This window comes from Escherichia sp. E13S3, assembly GCF_004212325.1.
GTDB lineage: Bacteria > Pseudomonadota > Gammaproteobacteria > Enterobacterales > Enterobacteriaceae > Escherichia.
The window spans coordinates 49529-64919 of sequence record NZ_RHJR01000014.1; the positions used below are offsets into that span (position 1 = coordinate 49529).

Here is a 15391-nt window from a genome sequence, read left to right on the forward strand (position 1 = left end):
GTCATTGTATGTAGGATATCGGGCATCTTAGCCCTGTATTAAATATTGACTTTTTCACCGATGCGTCAAGACAAGAGGGTGAAATATTTACGATCTGGTACATAGCGAGGGAAAGTATGGAACGTTGCGGCTGGGTGAGTCAGGACCCGCTTTATATTGCCTACCACGATAATGAGTGGGGCGTGCCTGAAACCAACAGTAATAAACTGTTCGAAATGATCTGCCTTGAAGGACAACAGGCAGGGTTATCCTGGATTACCGTTCTCAAAAAACGTGAAAACTATCGCGCCTGTTTTCATCAGTTCGATCCGGTAAAAGTCGCGGCTATGCAGGAAGAGGACGTTGAAAGACTGGTGCTTGATGCCGGGATTATCCGCCATCGTGGGAAAATTCAGGCGATAATTGGTAACGCACGGGCATACCTGCAAATGGAGCAGAACGGCGAACCGTTTGCCGACTTTGTCTGGTCGTTCGTAAACCATCAACCACAGGTGACACAAGCCAAAACGTTGAGCGAAATCCCCACCTCAACACCCGCCTCTGATGCGCTTTCCAAAGCACTGAAAAAACGCGGCTTCAAATTTGTTGGTACGACGATTTGTTACTCCTTTATGCAGGCATGCGGACTGGTGAACGATCATGTCGTTGGCTGCTGTTGCCATCCGGGGAGGAAATAATGATTCGAGAAGCGCAACGTTTGGAATTACCTGCGATCCTTGAATTATGGCTGGAAAGTACAACCTGGGGACATCCTTTCATAGAAGAAAGCTACTGGCGTGACTGCATTCCGCTAGTGCGTGATGCTTATCTTGCCAACGCGCAAAACTGGGTGTGGGAAGAAGATGGCAAGCTTCTCGGTTTTGTCAGCGTGATGGAAGGACGATTTTTAGCTGCGATGTTTGTCGCACCAAAGGCCGTCAGGCGCGGTATTGGTAAGGCGCTGATGCAACATGTGCAACAACGCCATCCCCATTTATTGTTGGAGGTTTACCAGAAAAACCAGCCCGCGATAAATTTCTACCATGCGCAAGGATTCCATATTGTCGACTGCGCCTGGCAGGAAGAAACCCAACTTCCCACCTGGATTATGGATTGGCAGGCGGATCAAACGCCGTAAGTGGCAGTTCCGGGCCAGTGTATTTCTCCAGCCACGCTAACGCCGTGTTACCCGCGCATCCATTCCCCAGCCGCGAGCTGGGGAGATCTTTCGTCAACACGTTCACAGCGCCGTTTTTACAAATGCCGCCAGCGGTTAAATCCAGATCGGGCCATGCCCCTTCGTGAATGCAAATCACGCCAGGTTTAATACCTTCGCTAATGACTGCGCCGGCAAGAATTTGCCCGCGCGAGTTCCACACTCGTACCGTGTCGCCCTCTTTTATGCCTCGCGCTCGTGCATCATCAGGGTGAATGGTGACAGGTTCACGGTTTGCCACCGCATATAATTCACGCAGAGAACTGTAATTTAGCTGGCTGTGCAAACGATGTGCGGGATGGGCAGAAAGTACCTGCAACTGTTCCGGTTCGGCATTGCCCTGCCACTCATCCGGCTCCATCCACATGGGATGCCCCGGACAATCCGGGTAACCGTAATCCGCGATACGCTGCGAGAAGATTTCAATCTTACCACTGGCCGTTTTTAACGGATGCGTCTGTGGGTCGCGGCGAAAATCAGCAAACCGGATAAACTGTTCGCTGATTGGGTTTTCCGGCATCTCAATGAATTGGTTTGCTTCCCAAAACGCGTCAAACGATGGTAATTCAACCTGCTGACTTGCCCCTCGTTGTCGGGCGACGTTATAAAAAGTTTCCAGCCATTGCAGCTCAGTTTTCCCTTCCGTAAACCGCGCGTAGCCACCCTTCTCCCAACGTTCGCTTAATTCAGCAAAGACGTCGAAATCATTACGCGCTTCGTCACGCGGCGGCACGACTTGTTTCATCGGAACAAGATGCTGATTGCTGTAATCTCCGGTCATGGTGAGATCGTTACGCTCAAAAGACGTGGTTGCAGGCAGGACGATATCGGCATGTTTCGCCGCCGCCGTCCAGAAGCATTCTGAAATGACCACCAGTTCCGGTTTTTGCCAGGCTCGAATCAGACGATTAGTGTCCTGATGATGTGTAAAATTGGCGCCGCCCGCCCACCAGATAAAGCGTATATCCGGAAAGTGACGATTCATGCCGTTGTGTTGGTATGCGCCACCAGGATTTTCAAGAGCCTCGACAATACGGGCAACGGGGATTTTATCTACCGCATCCGTACCACCCGGCAAACTGCCCTGCATGGATGAAAGCACCGCAGCACGGCGCGTGGGATTACCACCGTTGGCAAAATGATAAGAAAGCCCAAAACCGCCACCTGGTGTACCGATTTGCCCCAACATTGCCGCCAGCGTGACGAGCATCCAGTGCTTTTGCTCGCCAAACTGCTGACGCTGCATTCCCCATCCTGCCATCAGCATGGTGGTATTTTGATGGAAAATAGCCGCCAGTTCGCGGATTTTATCTGCCGGAACACCACAAATCTCCGCCGCCCATTCGGCAGTTTTCGCTATGCCATCACTCTCGCCCTGTAAATAAGAAGCGAAGACACCATAGCCGATAGTACAACGTGCCAGAAACTCTTCGTCGTGCCAGCAGTTTTCCACCAGCGTATGGGCGATCCCTAGCATCAGCGCCACATCTGTTCCCATATGCGGTGCTACCCATTCCATTTTATCGCCGAAGAAATCAACGGTTTCCGATCGCATGGGATCAATGCAGATCAACTTTTTCCCGCTATCACGCAGTGCGGAAAAGTAAGAAAGCCCCTGCTCATCGGATGCATTCCACGCAATTTTCAGTGTATTTAGAGGGTTAGCACTCCACAGCACCACCACATCGCTATGTTCAAGCACCAGCGGCCAACTGGTCTGCTGCTGATAAACTTCGCTGCCACCCACAACATACGGCATGATCGCCTGTGCTGCGCCAGTCGAATAATCCCCCAGATGGCCGGTATAGCCGCCTGCCAGCGCCATATAGCGTTGTAACAAGGTTGACGCTTTATGCAGCACGCCATTTGAACGCCAGCCGTAGGAACCGGCAAAAATCGACGCTGGACCATAAGCTCCGCGAATGCGTTTGTGTTGTTGGTGAATAAGATCCAGTGCCTCATCCCAACTCACGCGAACAAATTCGTCCTGCCCGCGAATCCCTTGTGGATTTTCTGGTGACGCAAGAAAGCCTTTACGCACCATCGGAAATCGCACCCGCGCATTGCTATGAACCTGGTCGCGAACCGCACTCTGCAAGGAGTTTTCCATTCCTGTGGTTAACGCACCACGCGAGCTGAAAACTGTTTCACCGTCGGTTTCAACCAGCATTGGTCCCCAGTGGGCGGCAGTAAGAACAGAATAACGTGAGGATGAGTTGGCCAAACCGAAGGCTCCTGAAAAGTTAGATGTATTGAGCAGTTAAATATTACTTACAAATTTCCGAGTATTCCCAGGAATAATCTTCATGTTCACACGGCATAATCTTCCGCCACGAAACCCGTGGCAAAGAATAAAAAGGTTATTAAGGATTAACAATGAAGAAACGTGTTTATCTTATTGCCGCCGTTGTGAGTGGCGCTCTGGCGGTATCTGGCTGTACAACTAACCCTTACACCGGCGAACGCGAAGCGGGTAAATCTGCTATTGGCGCGGGTCTGGGCTCTCTCGTTGGCGCGGGCATTGGCGCACTCTCTTCTTCGAAGAAAGATCGTGGTAAAGGCGCACTGATTGGCGCAGCAGCAGGCGCGGCACTGGGCGGCGGCGTTGGCTATTACATGGATGTGCAGGAAGCGAAACTGCGCGACAAAATGCGCGGCACAGGCGTTAGCGTAACGCGCAGTGGGGACAACATTATCCTCAACATGCCGAACAATGTGACCTTCGACAGCAGCAGCGCCACTCTGAAACCAGCAGGTGCTAACACTCTGACCGGTGTTGCAATGGTACTGAAAGAGTACCCGAAAACGGCGGTTAACGTGATTGGTTACACCGACAGCACTGGCGGTCATGACCTGAACATGCGTCTGTCGCAGCAGCGTGCAGATTCCGTTGCCAGCGCGTTGATTACCCAGGGCGTTGACGCCAGCCGTATTCGTACCCAGGGTCTTGGTCCGGCTAACCCGATCGCCAGCAACAGCACCGCAGAAGGCAAAGCCCAAAACCGTCGCGTAGAAATTACCTTAAGCCCGCTGTAATCACTTTCATGCCAGGTGGTGATCCAATCACCTGGTATTCTTAGGTTTTCCTGCTTCTTTTTTCAGGCTAAGGTGATCGCCTTATCAGTGAATGGAGAGAAGCATGAAGCCGCCCGTTATCCTCTACAAAGCCTTACCTGATGATTTACTGCAACGCCTGCAAGCACATTTCACCGTTCACCAGGTGACAGACCTCACTCCACAGACCGTCGCGCAAAACGCGGAAATTTTTGCCGAAGCCGAGGGCTTGTTAGGTTCAAATGAAAATGTTGATGCCGTGTTGCTGGACAAAATGCCGAAACTGCGTGCCACATCAACTATCTCTGTAGGCTACGACAATTTCGATGTCGATGCGCTTACCACCCGAAAAATCCTGCTAATGCATACGCCAACCGTATTAACGGAAACGGTGGCCGATACGCTGATGGCATTGGTGCTGTGTACCGCGCGTCGGGTTGTCGAGATAGCAGAACGCGTAAAAGCAGGCGAATGGACCGCGAGCATTGGCCCGGACTGGTACGGCAGCGACGTGCATCATAAAACTCTTGGCATTGTCGGGATGGGACGGATCGGCATGGCACTGGCACAACGGGCACACTTTGGCTTCAACATGCCTATCCTCTATAACGCTCGCCGCCACCATAAAGAAGCCGAAGAACGCTTTAACGCCCGTTATTGCGATCTGGATACGCTGTTACAAGAATCGGATTTCGTTTGCCTGATCCTGCCGCTAACTGAAGAAACGCATCACCTGTTTGGCGCTGAACAATTCGCCAAAATGAAATCCTCCGCCATCTTCATTAATGCAGGACGTGGACCGGTGGTTGACGAAAATGCACTGATTGTGGCATTGCAGAAAGGGGAAATTCACGCCGCCGGACTGGATGTCTTCGAACAAGAGCCACTGTCAGTAGATTCACCGCTGCTCTCAATGGCAAATGTCGTCGCAGTCCCACATATTGGTTCTGCTACTCATGAGACGCGTTATGGCATGGCCGCCTGTGCGGTGGATAATTTGATTAATGCGTTACAAGGGAATGTCGAGAAGAACTGTGTGAATCCGCAAGTCGCGGAATAACCGCGACTGCGTGAAGAAAAGCCCGAAAATCTCTCGGGCTTTTACTCTTTATTGGGTTGCAGTTACTGCTGCGGTCCAGGCCTGATTAAACGCCTGATGCTGTGCCGGTAATGGCGCAATCAGTTTGTTATATTCACTCGCCTGCTGCGAAGTCGGGAACTGAATGCCATTCGCCACAAAGCTTACCTGAGTACCCTGCTGGGAAATATAGTCACCAACCATTACCAGTTGTTGTGTAAAGGTTTGTGCCGCCGGAATCAACGGTTGTAACGCATCAGCCGGTGTCGTCACCACTTTGGTGAATGCCTGATCAAAGACCGGTTTCAGGTCATCAGTCTGTTTCAGCGCAGAGTGCGCAGCATCGGCCTGCAACTTCGCATTTTGTAGCTGTTGCGCCAGTACACCCAGCGAACCGTTCATTTCACGCAGTGGACCACTTTGCGTGACATAATCCTGTGGTACACGAATTGCGTTAACGCTGTCTACAACCGGACGCAGACCGGAATCCATCGCCTGATTCACCTGTTGGGAATAGCCATACAGAATCGCGTAATCAGAGACAAAAGGACCAAATTGTTTTTTCTGATCGGCAGTCAGGGTTGGTAGACGTTCACCGCTACGCATCACTGTATTCTGCAGGAAGTCGATAAACGCTTTACGCTGATCGCCTTCTTTATCAAAACACCCACTCAGGCTAACTACCATTAATAACGCCGCAAGAGGCGCAAACCAGCGAGAGCAGGACTTTCCTGTCGCCATTTTCTTACTCCTTTCACCCAAAAAAAGCGCACAACGACACACGCGTGTCTGACGTGACAAGGATAGTCCAGGACAAGCTTGCAAGATACCCTTTATGCATAATCTTCCTGGGAAAATGATGTAGAAAATGAAGGAAGGTTAATTTGTTGTTTCATTGTTAAAAACAGGCATTGCTATTGCGTTTTTTAGCCAGAACCTTACTTCTCTTCGGTAAGTGAAATTTTCGGAATCTTTACAATTCGGGATTCTGCGAAATATATCGGCATTAATCATATCGTTAGGCAACTATAAGTCACAGTTATTGATAAGCTGAATCGAATCACACTCCGGCTGCTTCCCGCTGAGTCAATTTTTCCCGACTATTCTTAATGAGCTTCAATGCAATTCACGATCCCGCAGTGTGATTTGAGGAGTTTTCAATGGAATATAAAGATCCAATGCTTGAGCTGTTGAGCAGCCTGGAACAAATTGTTTTTAAAGATGAAACACAGAAGATTACCCTGACGCACAGACCTACGCCCTGTACCGAGATTGAGCAATTACGCAAAGGAACGGGGTTAAAAATTGATGATTTCGCCCGTGTTTTGGGCGTATCCGTTGCGATGGTAAAGGAATGGGAATCCAGACGAGTGAAGCCTTCCAGTGCTGAACTAAAATTAATGCGTCTGATTCAGGCCAATCCGGCATTAAGTAAGCAGTTGATGGAATAGAGTTTTATTAACTTTTTTGATGTTTACGGTCCTGATGACAGGGCCGTTTTCCGACCGATTAATCATAAATTTGAAAAATAATTGTTGCATCCACCTCCAATGCGTGGCTTAATGCACATCAACGGTTTGACGTACAGACCATTAAAGCAGTGTAGTAAGGCAAGTCCCTTCAAGAGTTATCGTTGATACCCCTCGTAGTGCACATTTCCTTTAACGCTTCAAAATCTGTAAAGCACGCCATATCGCCGAAAGGCACACTTAATTATTAAAGGTAATACACTATGTCCGGTAAAATGACTGGTATCGTAAAATGGTTCAACGCTGACAAAGGCTTCGGCTTCATCACTCCTGACGATGGCTCTAAAGACGTGTTCGTACACTTCTCTGCTATCCAGAACGATGGTTACAAATCTCTGGACGAAGGTCAGAAAGTGTCCTTCACCATCGAAAGCGGCGCTAAAGGCCCAGCAGCTGGTAACGTAACCAGCCTGTAATCTCTGCTTAAAAGCACAGAATCTAAGATCCCTGCCATTTGGCGGGGATTTTTTTATTGGAAAAACCGTTTTATATGTAGAGAAGAACAGTCCCAGGAACAATCCAGATCCGGCATCGGGATGTGGCAATCACGACAGACCGCACCATCACACCCGGAACAATCACAATCATTACACTCATTATTCTTCTTTTTACGTATAACCTCGTTCAGGTGTTGCTTCTGCCTGATTGTCTGTGCCGCAAGTCGGCAATCTGCAAAACGCTGACGTATCTCGCCCCAGCCTGCAATAACACCTTTCTGTTGAATAATCTCTTTGACTGCCCCCGAACATCCCTGCGTTTGGTACAACACACTGTAAGCACAGCGATATCCTTTGCGAGGAGAAAGATGTCGTTGATAAAGCATAATCAACAGCAAAAGCAGTTTATTCATGAAGGCTCCGAACCATTCCTGTTCTCAATTAAAAACCTATTTAATAGCCAAATCCATTCGTATTTTTTAAATAATATTCATCAAGGAAATAAATTAGGGTGCATTGAGAATACCCAACACCGGAAGAAAGGCGGGAATAACTTCCCGCCGAAGACTCTTACTCTTTCAAATTGCAGGCTAAAACTGCCGCCAGCTCATAACTCTCCTGTTTAATATGCAATTCACACAGTGAATCTCTTATCATCCAGGTGAAAAATAAAAGCGTAAAACAAATCACTATCAAAGAAAGCAATTTATATTTCTGCGGCATTCCCAGCCTCCTGTGTTGATTTCCAACGAGTAAGAGGCTAACCTTATGGTGTCTATGCATAGAGGGGCCTCACTTTGATTTATAGTCAGGTGGGGCTTTTCTCTGTCTGTCTTTCGGTGATACCTGAGACAAACAGTCTCAAGCACCCGCAGCTATTCTAGCGTAATAAATTCCTTTCCTCTCTTTAATAAAATCCTAAAAAAATATCATGAAATTAATATATGAGATAATTTTTATTCAGCAGAAAATTATTAAAGGTAGCTGTATTATTAGCGATAAAAAAAGCCTGCCAAGTGGCAGGCTATTTAATAACGCTGTTATTACTGCAACAGCGAAATATCCGCAACGCGCAGGAACAATTCGCGCAGTTTTTCCAGCATGGTCAGGCGGTTGATACGCAGATCTTTATCATCAACCATGACCATCACTTTATCGAAGAAAGCATCGACAGGTTCACGCAACTCGGCCAGTTCGACCAGCGCATCCTGGTAACGACCTTCAGCAAAGTACGGCTCCAGTTTGTCTCGCAGAACAACCACCTGCATCGCCAGTTTAATTTCTTCCGGCTCTTTCAGGGTAGAGGCATTCACGCGGTCGCTCAGCACTTCGTCAGATTTCGCCAGAATGTTGGATACACGTTTGTTCGCCGCCGCCAGTGCAGCAGCTGCATCCAGGGTACGGAAATGCGATACCGCCTTCATACGGGCATCGAAATCTGCCGGACGGGTCGGACGACGCGCCAGTACCGCCTGGATGGTGTCAACGGTGTAACCTTCGTCCTGATACCAGGCGCGGAAGCGACCGAGCATAAAGTCGATAACATCATCAACCACGTTGGCATTAGTCAGCTTATCGCCATACAGACGCACCGCTTCTTCAGTTAGCGTTTGCAGATCAAGGTTGAGGTTCTTCTCGACGATAATGCGCAGCACGCCAAGGGCCGCACGACGCAGCGCAAACGGGTCTTTGTCGCCTTTCGGATGCTGACCGATACCGAAGATACCCGCCAGGGTGTCCATCTTGTCAGCAATCGCCAGCGCACAGGCTACCGGGTTAGACGGCAGGTCATCACCGGCAAAACGCGGCTGATACTGCTCGTTCAGCGCTACCGCGACATCTTCCGCTTCGCCATCGTGACGCGCGTAGTGCATCCCCATAACGCCCTGGGTGTCGGTGAACTCAAAGACCATGTTGGTCATCAGGTCGCACTTAGACAGCAGGCCCGCACGGGTGGCGTGGTTAACGTCAGCGCCAATCTGCTCAGCAATCCAGCCAGCCAGCGCCTGAATGCGGTCAGTTTTGTCGCGCAACGTACCCAGCTGTTGCTGGAACAGCACGGTTTGCAGACGCGGCAGATTATCTTCCAGACGTTTTTTACGGTCGGTATTAAAGAAGAACTCGGCATCTGCCAGACGTGGACGAACGACTTTCTCGTTACCGGAGATAATTTGCTGCGGATCTTTCGATTCGATGTTGGCAACGAAGATAAAGTTCGGCAGCAGTTTGCCGTCGTTCGCGTATACCGGGAAGTACTTCTGGTCACCTTTCATGGTATAAACCAGGGCTTCAGACGGCACAGCGAGGAATTTCTCTTCGAATTTCGCGGTCAGAACAACCGGCCATTCAACCAGAGAAGCCACTTCTTCCAGCAGACTTTCGCTTAAGTCAGCGTTACCGCCAATCTTACGCGCTGCTTCTTCGGCATCGGCTTTAATCTTCGCCTTACGTTCTTCGTAATCGGCGATGACTTTCCCACGCTCACGCAGAATTTCCGGATACTGATCGGCATTGTCGATAGTGAATTCCGGTTCGCCCATAAAGCGGTGACCGCGAATCACGCGATCGGACTGAATCCCCAGAATGGTTGCCGGAATGACTTTGTCGCCCAGCAGCAGGGTCACGGTGTGTACCGGACGCACGAAGTGTACGTCAGACGCGCCCCAGCGCATCAGTTTCGGGATCGGCAGTTTCGCCAGCGAAGTCGCAACCATATTCGGCAGCAATGCTTCGGTGCTTTCGCCCTTCACGTGGGCGCGATACAGCAGCCATTCGCCTTTATCGGTAGTCAGACGCTCAGCCTGGTCAACGGTAATACCACAACCACGCGCCCAACCTTCCGCCGCTTTGCTCGGTTTACCTTCGGCATCGAACGCCTGGGCAATTGCCGGGCCACGTTTTTCGATTTCACGATCCGGCTGTGCTTCCGCCAGGTTAGCTACTTTCAGCGCCAGACGACGCGGAGCAGCAAACCATTGAACGGTGCCGTGTGCGAGGCCAGCGTTATCCAGCTCCGCAGTAAAGTTCGCAGCAAAGGACTCAGCCAGGCTGCGCAGTGCTTTTGGTGGCAGCTCTTCAGTGCCGATTTCCACCAGAAAAGTTTTCTCAGACATAGCCGCCTCTTACTTATCTTTGTTGCACATCGGGAAGCCGAGGGCTTCACGGGAAGCGTAGTATGCTTCTGCCACTGCTTTAGTCAGGGTGCGAATGCGCAGAATATAGCGCTGACGCTCAGTGACGGAGATGGCTTTACGCGCATCCAGCAGGTTGAAGCTGTGGGCGGCTTTCAGAATACGCTCGTAGGCTGGCAGCGGCAGCGGATTTTCCAGCGCCAGCAACTGCTGCGCTTCTTTCTCGTATTGCTCGAAGCAGGTGAACAGGAAGTCCACATCCGCGTATTCGAAGTTGTAAGTGGACTGCTCCACTTCGTTCTGATGGAACACGTCGCCGTAGGTGGTTTTACCCAGCGGGCCGTCGCTCCAGACCAGGTCGTAAACGCTGTCTACGCCCTGAATGTACATTGCCAGACGTTCCAGACCGTAGGTGATCTCGCCGGTAACCGGTTTACACTCCAGACCACCAACCTGCTGGAAGTAAGTGAACTGTGTCACTTCCATGCCGTTCAGCCACACTTCCCAGCCCAGCCCCCAGGCACCCAGCGTCGGGTTTTCCCAGTTATCTTCCACGAAACGGATATCGTGGATAGTCGGGTCCATGCCCAGCTCTTTCAGAGAACCGAGGTACAGCTCCTGAATATTGTCCGGCGATGGCTTAATGACCACCTGGAACTGATAGTAGTGCTGTAAACGGTTGGGGTTTTCGCCGTAGCGACCATCGGTCGGGCGACGAGAAGGCTGGACATAAGCAGCCGCCATCGGTTCTGGCCCCAGCGCGCGCAGACAGGTCATTGGGTGAGAGGTTCCCGCGCCGACTTCCATGTCCAATGGTTGAACAATGGTGCAGCCCTGGCGAGCCCAGTAATCCTGTAAGGTCAGGATCAAGCCCTGGAAGGTCCTGGTATCAAACTTTTGCATATTATTTCGTGCTGGATACGTGTGGATTTAAAGGAAGGGATCAGTATACCCGCTGGATGGAAGATATACAGTACGAAACGGGAAAAAGCAGGGCTTAACGCATGGAAAGATGCAAAAAATGGCCATCTGCGTCAAAAGAACAGACAAACTGCTCTTTCCGGAAGGTATAACCACGCATTTCGTAGCTCCCCTGGAACTGTTCAAATGCGGTGACGTCGATTTTTTGCTCACCGGTGTTATAACGTTTTGCTGCCTGATCCTTGCACAACGCTTCCATATTCAATGAACGCAGCGGCTCAACCTTTACCCGCTGTGCTTTCTGCTCGGGTGGCGGTGTCGAGCATCCCACTAACACAATAAGTGCCATTGCTGGAAAGAAATAGTTCATCATCATTAAATTACCGTCTTATTTGCAGGTGAGTCTTATTATTAATATCGGTATAGTGGCTGAATCTAACGAATTTCCTCAAGCCTCTATAAGCTGTAGAGATAAAACTCGGATTATTCCAGTGCACCAGCCGAATGATTTATCGGTCAGACCTTTTTTAACCAGTTACAGAGACACAGATGCAGCCCAAAATTTATTGGATTGATAACCTGCGAGGGATAGCCTGTTTAATGGTGGTGATGATTCATACCACCACCTGGTATGTAACCAACGCCCATAGCGTCAGCCCCATAACCTGGGATATCGCGAATGTTCTAAATTCTGCCTCCCGTGTCAGCGTGCCGCTATTTTTCATGATTTCAGGCTATCTCTTTTTTGGCGAACGTAGCGCCCAGCCCCGTCATTTCTTGCGTATTGGCTTATGTCTGCTGTTTTATAGTGTCATCGCGTTGATCTACATTGCGCTTTTTACCGCTATCAATGTGGAGTTAGCGCTGAAAAACCTGCTACAAAAGCCTGTGTTTTATCACTTATGGTTTTTCTTCGCGATTGCGGTGATTTATCTGGTTTCGCCGCTGGTTCAGGTGAAAAATGTTAGCGGTAAAATGTTGCTGGTACTCATGGTGGTGATTGGCATCATCGCTAACCCAAACACTGTGCCACAGAAGATCGACGGCTTCGAATGGCTACCGATTAATTTATATATCAATGGCGATACTTTTTACTACATCCTGTATGGCATGTTGGGCCGCGCCATTGGCATGGTGGATACGCAACATAAATCACTGTCGTGGGTGAGCGCCGTACTGTTTGTTGCGGGGGTATTTATTATCTCTCGCGGGACATTATATGAATTACAGTGGCGCGGAAATTTTGCCGATACCTGGTATCTCTATTGCGGACCGATGGTTTTTATCTGCGCAATCGCGTTACTGACTCTGGTAAAAAATACGCTGGATACACACACTGTTCCCGGGCTTGGGCTGATATCACGCCATTCTTTAGGTATATACGGGTTCCACGCATTGATTATCCATGCGCTGCGTACCCGGGGGATTGAGCTTAAAAACTGGCCAATACTGGATATTATCTGGATCTTCTGCGCCACGCTGGCCACAAGCTTATTACTTTCTGTGCTGGTGCAACGAATCGACCGAAACAGATTCGTAAGTTGAGCAAAAGCCCGGTCACATTGACCGGGCTTACAAGGATTATTCGCTATATTCTTCCTGAGCAACCACAGTTTCTTTTGATGGGTTCACTCCAGCATCACGAATATTCTTCTGTACTGCTACTGCACCAAACAAACTTAAAAAGAAGGCCAGGCCATAAAACCCTTTTTCGCTGAGTAATAATGTTGCATTCCACAGACCAACTATCAGTAATGCGACAGAAATGATAAAGACAACCAGACAGGTCATATAATAAATGGATGTAGTGGGGATGCCTTCATATTTGTCCCGCACAGTTTTTTGATAAGATGCGGCTGAAAATAGTCCTAGCACCAGAACAGCAAAGTAATATCCTTTTTCATTTAACTGCATTTCCGCATTCCATAGCCCTAATAAATAGGTAACAATACCGCCGCCAAGCGCTATCCATGACACAATGCTAAATGCTGGAGAATAGGTTGATATTTTGTTTTCCATCACAGTATTCCTTTCATTCCTGAATGTGTAAGAGCTTTATGTTGCTCATGCCGAGTGAAACAAACGCATTTGACCAAACAAGCAGACAAAAAAGGCGATGGGGTAGATCACCATTTCATAAGCATTGATAGGTGCATTTAAAACACCGATAAACAACAGACCGATAGTGATTAACGCAACTAACTGGCAGATGCGAATAAACATGTCATCCAGTTGCCCGAGTTTTTCAGCACGAAGATAAGCATAATTGCCAAACGTTCCCGTCATTAACACGCCGAGAAAATAGCCTTTGCCGCTTAACAATGGGCATGAGATCCCTAGCCCAACCAGATAAACCAACGCCCCGACAACGAATAATAGTTTTGCCACAGTCTTTGAGGTTTTCATAATGATCTCCGTATCTACCAGCGACACATTACGATTAACCAACGAAAGACAAAACTGAAAAACACCATTAACAAATGATTTTCAGAATAAATTCATATGAAATATTAATGAATTGATAATATATATAGACGAGAATTATCCCCTGCCCGGTCAGGCGGGGGATAAGTTTACGCCATTAGTGGCAGAAGTTGCTGATAGAGACGACGGAATGTTTCGCGTCGTGGCTGATAAGCGGCATGATGCTGCGCGTTCGGCATATGCGACTGCTCTAACGGCAGTTGCGGCAACAATTCACTGAGCGATTTATCTGGATTCACCGCAATCTGCGCCAACCTTGCTGCGCCCAGTGCAGGCCCTACATCACCACCCGTGCGGTAATCCAACTGCTGACCGCAGATATCCGCCAGCATCTGACGCCAGTACTCACTACGCGCTCCACCACCAATCAGGGTAATACTTTGCGGTTTAATGCCGCAGGCGTGCACTACATCCATGCCATCGGCCAGCGCATAACCCACGCCTTCCAGCACTGCTCGCGCCAGTTCATTAGGGCCGTGTTGATGGGTCAGGCCAAAGAAAACCCCCTTCGCCTGTGGATTATTGTGCGGGGTACGCTCGCCGGAAAGATAAGGCAAAAACCAGATTGGCTCGGCACTTTCATCTGCCTGTTGCGCAGCTGCAATTAAGCCTGGGACATTACTCAGGCCGGTTAATTTCGCAGCCCAATCCAGACACGATGCCGCACTCAACATCACCGACATTAAATGCCAACGCTGTGGTAATGCATGGCAAAAGCTGTGTACGGCGCTTTCCGGCTTGCTTAAGAACCCTTCGCTCACCGCAAAATAAACACCAGAAGTTCCCAGCGACAGCATTGCCTGGTTGGCATCAACCATACCCACACCAACCGCGCCAGCCGCATTATCGCCGCCGCCCGCGACAACAGGCACTGCCGCCATTCCCCATGCTTTTGCCACCTCGGGTAGCAAAGTCCCGGTAACTTCACTGCCTTCGTATAATGCTGGCATCTGGTCACGGGACAGCTGGCAAGCTTGCAGCATGACATCACTCCAGTCACGCTTCGCGACATCCAGCCACATGGTGCCTGCCGCATCAGACATATCACTGGCAAACTCTCCGGTCATACGCAGACGCAAATAATCTTTTGGCAATAAAACTTTGTCTACCTGACGGAATATATCTGGCTCATGGCGTTGCACCCACAGCAGCTTAGGCGCGGTAAATCCGGGCATCATCAGATTGCCGGTTATAGCGCGCGAATCCGGGACTCGTGCTTCAAGCAAAGCGCACTCTTGCGCACAGCGCCCGTCATTCCACAAAATCGCTGGACGTAATACCTGCTGCCGAGCATCAAGTAACGTAGCTCCGTGCATCTGTCCGGCAATACCTAACGCCTTAACCTCTTGCAAAGAATATTGTCGCGCAAGCGTTCTCACTGCACGATCTGTTGCCTGCCACCACTGTTCCGGGTCTTGTTCAGACCAGAGGGGATGCGGGCGCGAAACGGTCAGCTTTTCCGTTTGCGAAGCAATTACCTCACCCTGTTCGTTGAGCAGAATGACTTTCACGCCCGATGTGCCAAGATCTATCCCGATATACATAGCGATCGTTCCTTAAAA

Annotated in this window: 17 protein-coding genes; 7 read left to right on the top strand and 10 right to left on the bottom strand. The window is 49.6% G+C overall.

What is annotated here, in order from left to right:
* Positions 1–116 precede the first annotated feature (116 nt).
* A complete protein-coding gene (tag, locus tag D9597_RS14215; RefSeq protein ID WP_130216268.1) occupies positions 117–677 on the top strand; it encodes a DNA-3-methyladenine glycosylase I in 561 nt (186 codons plus the stop codon).
* Complete coding sequence (locus D9597_RS14220; RefSeq protein ID WP_130222999.1) at positions 677–1117, top strand: N-acetyltransferase; 441 nt, start codon at positions 677–679, stop codon at positions 1115–1117. The genes tag and D9597_RS14220 overlap by 1 nt, the downstream gene beginning before the upstream one ends.
* Here D9597_RS14220 and bisC read toward each other — a convergent pair.
* Complete coding sequence (gene bisC / locus D9597_RS14225; RefSeq protein WP_130223001.1) at positions 1086–3419, bottom strand: biotin sulfoxide reductase; 2334 nt, start codon at positions 3417–3419, stop codon at positions 1086–1088. The two genes, D9597_RS14220 and bisC, sit on opposite strands and share 32 nt — an antisense overlap.
* 152 nt (positions 3420–3571) lie before the next feature.
* Between bisC and D9597_RS14230 the strand changes: the two genes are divergently transcribed.
* Both D9597_RS14230 and ghrB read left to right on the top strand, forming a co-directional pair.
* The gene (locus tag D9597_RS14230) at positions 3572–4231 is read left to right on the top strand and encodes an OmpA family lipoprotein (RefSeq protein ID WP_000747625.1); all 660 of its coding nucleotides are present in this window, start codon (positions 3572–3574) and stop codon (positions 4229–4231) included.
* Positions 4232–4334: 103 nt separating this feature from the next.
* On the top strand, positions 4335–5309 hold the full coding sequence (ghrB, locus tag D9597_RS14235; RefSeq protein ID WP_130223003.1) for a glyoxylate/hydroxypyruvate reductase GhrB: 975 nt from the start codon (positions 4335–4337) through the stop codon (positions 5307–5309).
* A 48-nt stretch (positions 5310–5357) separates the two neighbouring features.
* Here the strand turns inward: ghrB and D9597_RS14240 are convergent, their stop codons facing one another.
* Positions 5358–6068 carry a DUF3053 domain-containing protein gene (locus D9597_RS14240; protein ID WP_130216260.1) on the bottom strand — a complete coding sequence of 237 codons (711 nt, stop codon included), beginning with the start codon at positions 6066–6068 and terminating at the stop codon, positions 5358–5360.
* Between the two features lie 419 nt (positions 6069–6487).
* Here D9597_RS14240 and D9597_RS14245 point away from each other — a divergent pair, with 419 nt between their 5' ends.
* Positions 6488–6778: an HTH-type transcriptional regulator gene (locus D9597_RS14245; protein ID WP_130216258.1), complete on the top strand. Its 291-nt coding sequence runs from the start codon at positions 6488–6490 to the stop codon at positions 6776–6778.
* Between the two features lie 281 nt (positions 6779–7059).
* Complete coding sequence (gene cspA, locus D9597_RS14250) at positions 7060–7272, top strand: RNA chaperone/antiterminator CspA (RefSeq protein WP_000014594.1); 213 nt, start codon at positions 7060–7062, stop codon at positions 7270–7272.
* Between the two features lie 53 nt (positions 7273–7325).
* Here cspA and yidD read toward each other — a convergent pair whose 3' ends face one another.
* The 5 genes from yidD to D9597_RS14275 all read right to left on the bottom strand — a co-directional run bounded on the left by yidD (position 7326) and on the right by D9597_RS14275 (position 11721).
* Positions 7326–7706: a membrane protein insertion efficiency factor YidD gene (gene yidD / locus D9597_RS14255; RefSeq protein WP_130223005.1), complete on the bottom strand. Its 381-nt coding sequence runs from the start codon at positions 7704–7706 to the stop codon at positions 7326–7328.
* Positions 7707–7863: 157 nt separating this feature from the next.
* Positions 7864–8016, bottom strand: a complete 153-nt coding sequence (gene hokA, locus D9597_RS14260; RefSeq protein ID WP_130223007.1) for a type I toxin-antitoxin system toxin HokA — start codon at positions 8014–8016, stop codon at positions 7864–7866.
* A gap of 320 nt (positions 8017–8336) precedes the next feature.
* The gene (glyS, locus tag D9597_RS14265) at positions 8337–10406 is read right to left on the bottom strand and encodes a glycine--tRNA ligase subunit beta (RefSeq protein ID WP_130216252.1); all 2070 of its coding nucleotides are present in this window, start codon (positions 10404–10406) and stop codon (positions 8337–8339) included.
* A gap of 9 nt (positions 10407–10415) precedes the next feature.
* The gene (gene glyQ / locus D9597_RS14270; RefSeq protein ID WP_001168544.1) at positions 10416–11327 is read right to left on the bottom strand and encodes a glycine--tRNA ligase subunit alpha; all 912 of its coding nucleotides are present in this window, start codon (positions 11325–11327) and stop codon (positions 10416–10418) included.
* A 94-nt stretch (positions 11328–11421) separates the two neighbouring features.
* Positions 11422–11721: a YsaB family lipoprotein gene (locus D9597_RS14275; protein WP_130216250.1), complete on the bottom strand. Its 300-nt coding sequence runs from the start codon at positions 11719–11721 to the stop codon at positions 11422–11424.
* Positions 11722–11894: 173 nt separating this feature from the next.
* Here D9597_RS14275 and D9597_RS14280 point away from each other — a divergent pair, with 173 nt between their 5' ends.
* Complete coding sequence (locus tag D9597_RS14280) at positions 11895–12890, top strand: acyltransferase (protein ID WP_130216249.1); 996 nt, start codon at positions 11895–11897, stop codon at positions 12888–12890.
* Between the two features lie 36 nt (positions 12891–12926).
* Here D9597_RS14280 and yiaA read toward each other — a convergent pair whose 3' ends face one another.
* The 3 genes from yiaA to xylB form a co-directional block, all read right to left on the bottom strand.
* Complete coding sequence (yiaA, locus tag D9597_RS14285) at positions 12927–13364, bottom strand: inner membrane protein YiaA (protein WP_130216246.1); 438 nt, start codon at positions 13362–13364, stop codon at positions 12927–12929.
* Positions 13365–13409: 45 nt separating this feature from the next.
* A complete protein-coding gene (gene yiaB / locus D9597_RS14290) occupies positions 13410–13751 on the bottom strand; it encodes an inner membrane protein YiaB (RefSeq protein WP_130223009.1) in 342 nt (113 codons plus the stop codon).
* Positions 13752–13918: 167 nt separating this feature from the next.
* Complete coding sequence (gene xylB / locus D9597_RS14295; RefSeq protein ID WP_130223011.1) at positions 13919–15373, bottom strand: xylulokinase; 1455 nt, start codon at positions 15371–15373, stop codon at positions 13919–13921.
* Positions 15374–15391 lie beyond the last annotated feature (18 nt).

Excerpts from the sequence above, each read along its gene's own strand:
- tag (WP_130216268.1), top strand. The coding sequence starts at position 117 with ATGGAACGTTGCGGCTGGGTGAGTCAGGACCCGCTTTATATTGCCTAC.
- D9597_RS14220 (WP_130222999.1), top strand. The coding sequence starts at position 677 with ATGATTCGAGAAGCGCAACGTTTGGAATTACCTGCGATCCTTGAATTA.
- D9597_RS14230 (WP_000747625.1), top strand. The coding sequence starts at position 3,572 with ATGAAGAAACGTGTTTATCTTATTGCCGCCGTTGTGAGTGGCGCTCTG.
- ghrB (WP_130223003.1), top strand. The coding sequence starts at position 4,335 with ATGAAGCCGCCCGTTATCCTCTACAAAGCCTTACCTGATGATTTACTG.
- D9597_RS14240 (WP_130216260.1), bottom strand. The coding sequence starts at position 6,068 with ATGGCGACAGGAAAGTCCTGCTCTCGCTGGTTTGCGCCTCTTGCGGCG.
- D9597_RS14245 (WP_130216258.1), top strand. The coding sequence starts at position 6,488 with ATGGAATATAAAGATCCAATGCTTGAGCTGTTGAGCAGCCTGGAACAA.
- cspA (WP_000014594.1), top strand. The coding sequence starts at position 7,060 with ATGTCCGGTAAAATGACTGGTATCGTAAAATGGTTCAACGCTGACAAA.
- yidD (WP_130223005.1), bottom strand. The coding sequence starts at position 7,706 with ATGAATAAACTGCTTTTGCTGTTGATTATGCTTTATCAACGACATCTT.
- hokA (WP_130223007.1), bottom strand. The coding sequence starts at position 8,016 with ATGCCGCAGAAATATAAATTGCTTTCTTTGATAGTGATTTGTTTTACG.
- glyS (WP_130216252.1), bottom strand. The coding sequence starts at position 10,406 with ATGTCTGAGAAAACTTTTCTGGTGGAAATCGGCACTGAAGAGCTGCCA.
- glyQ (WP_001168544.1), bottom strand. The coding sequence starts at position 11,327 with ATGCAAAAGTTTGATACCAGGACCTTCCAGGGCTTGATCCTGACCTTA.
- D9597_RS14275 (WP_130216250.1), bottom strand. The coding sequence starts at position 11,721 with ATGATGATGAACTATTTCTTTCCAGCAATGGCACTTATTGTGTTAGTG.
- D9597_RS14280 (WP_130216249.1), top strand. The coding sequence starts at position 11,895 with ATGCAGCCCAAAATTTATTGGATTGATAACCTGCGAGGGATAGCCTGT.
- yiaA (WP_130216246.1), bottom strand. The coding sequence starts at position 13,364 with ATGGAAAACAAAATATCAACCTATTCTCCAGCATTTAGCATTGTGTCA.
- yiaB (WP_130223009.1), bottom strand. The coding sequence starts at position 13,751 with ATGAAAACCTCAAAGACTGTGGCAAAACTATTATTCGTTGTCGGGGCG.
- xylB (WP_130223011.1), bottom strand. The coding sequence starts at position 15,373 with ATGTATATCGGGATAGATCTTGGCACATCGGGCGTGAAAGTCATTCTG.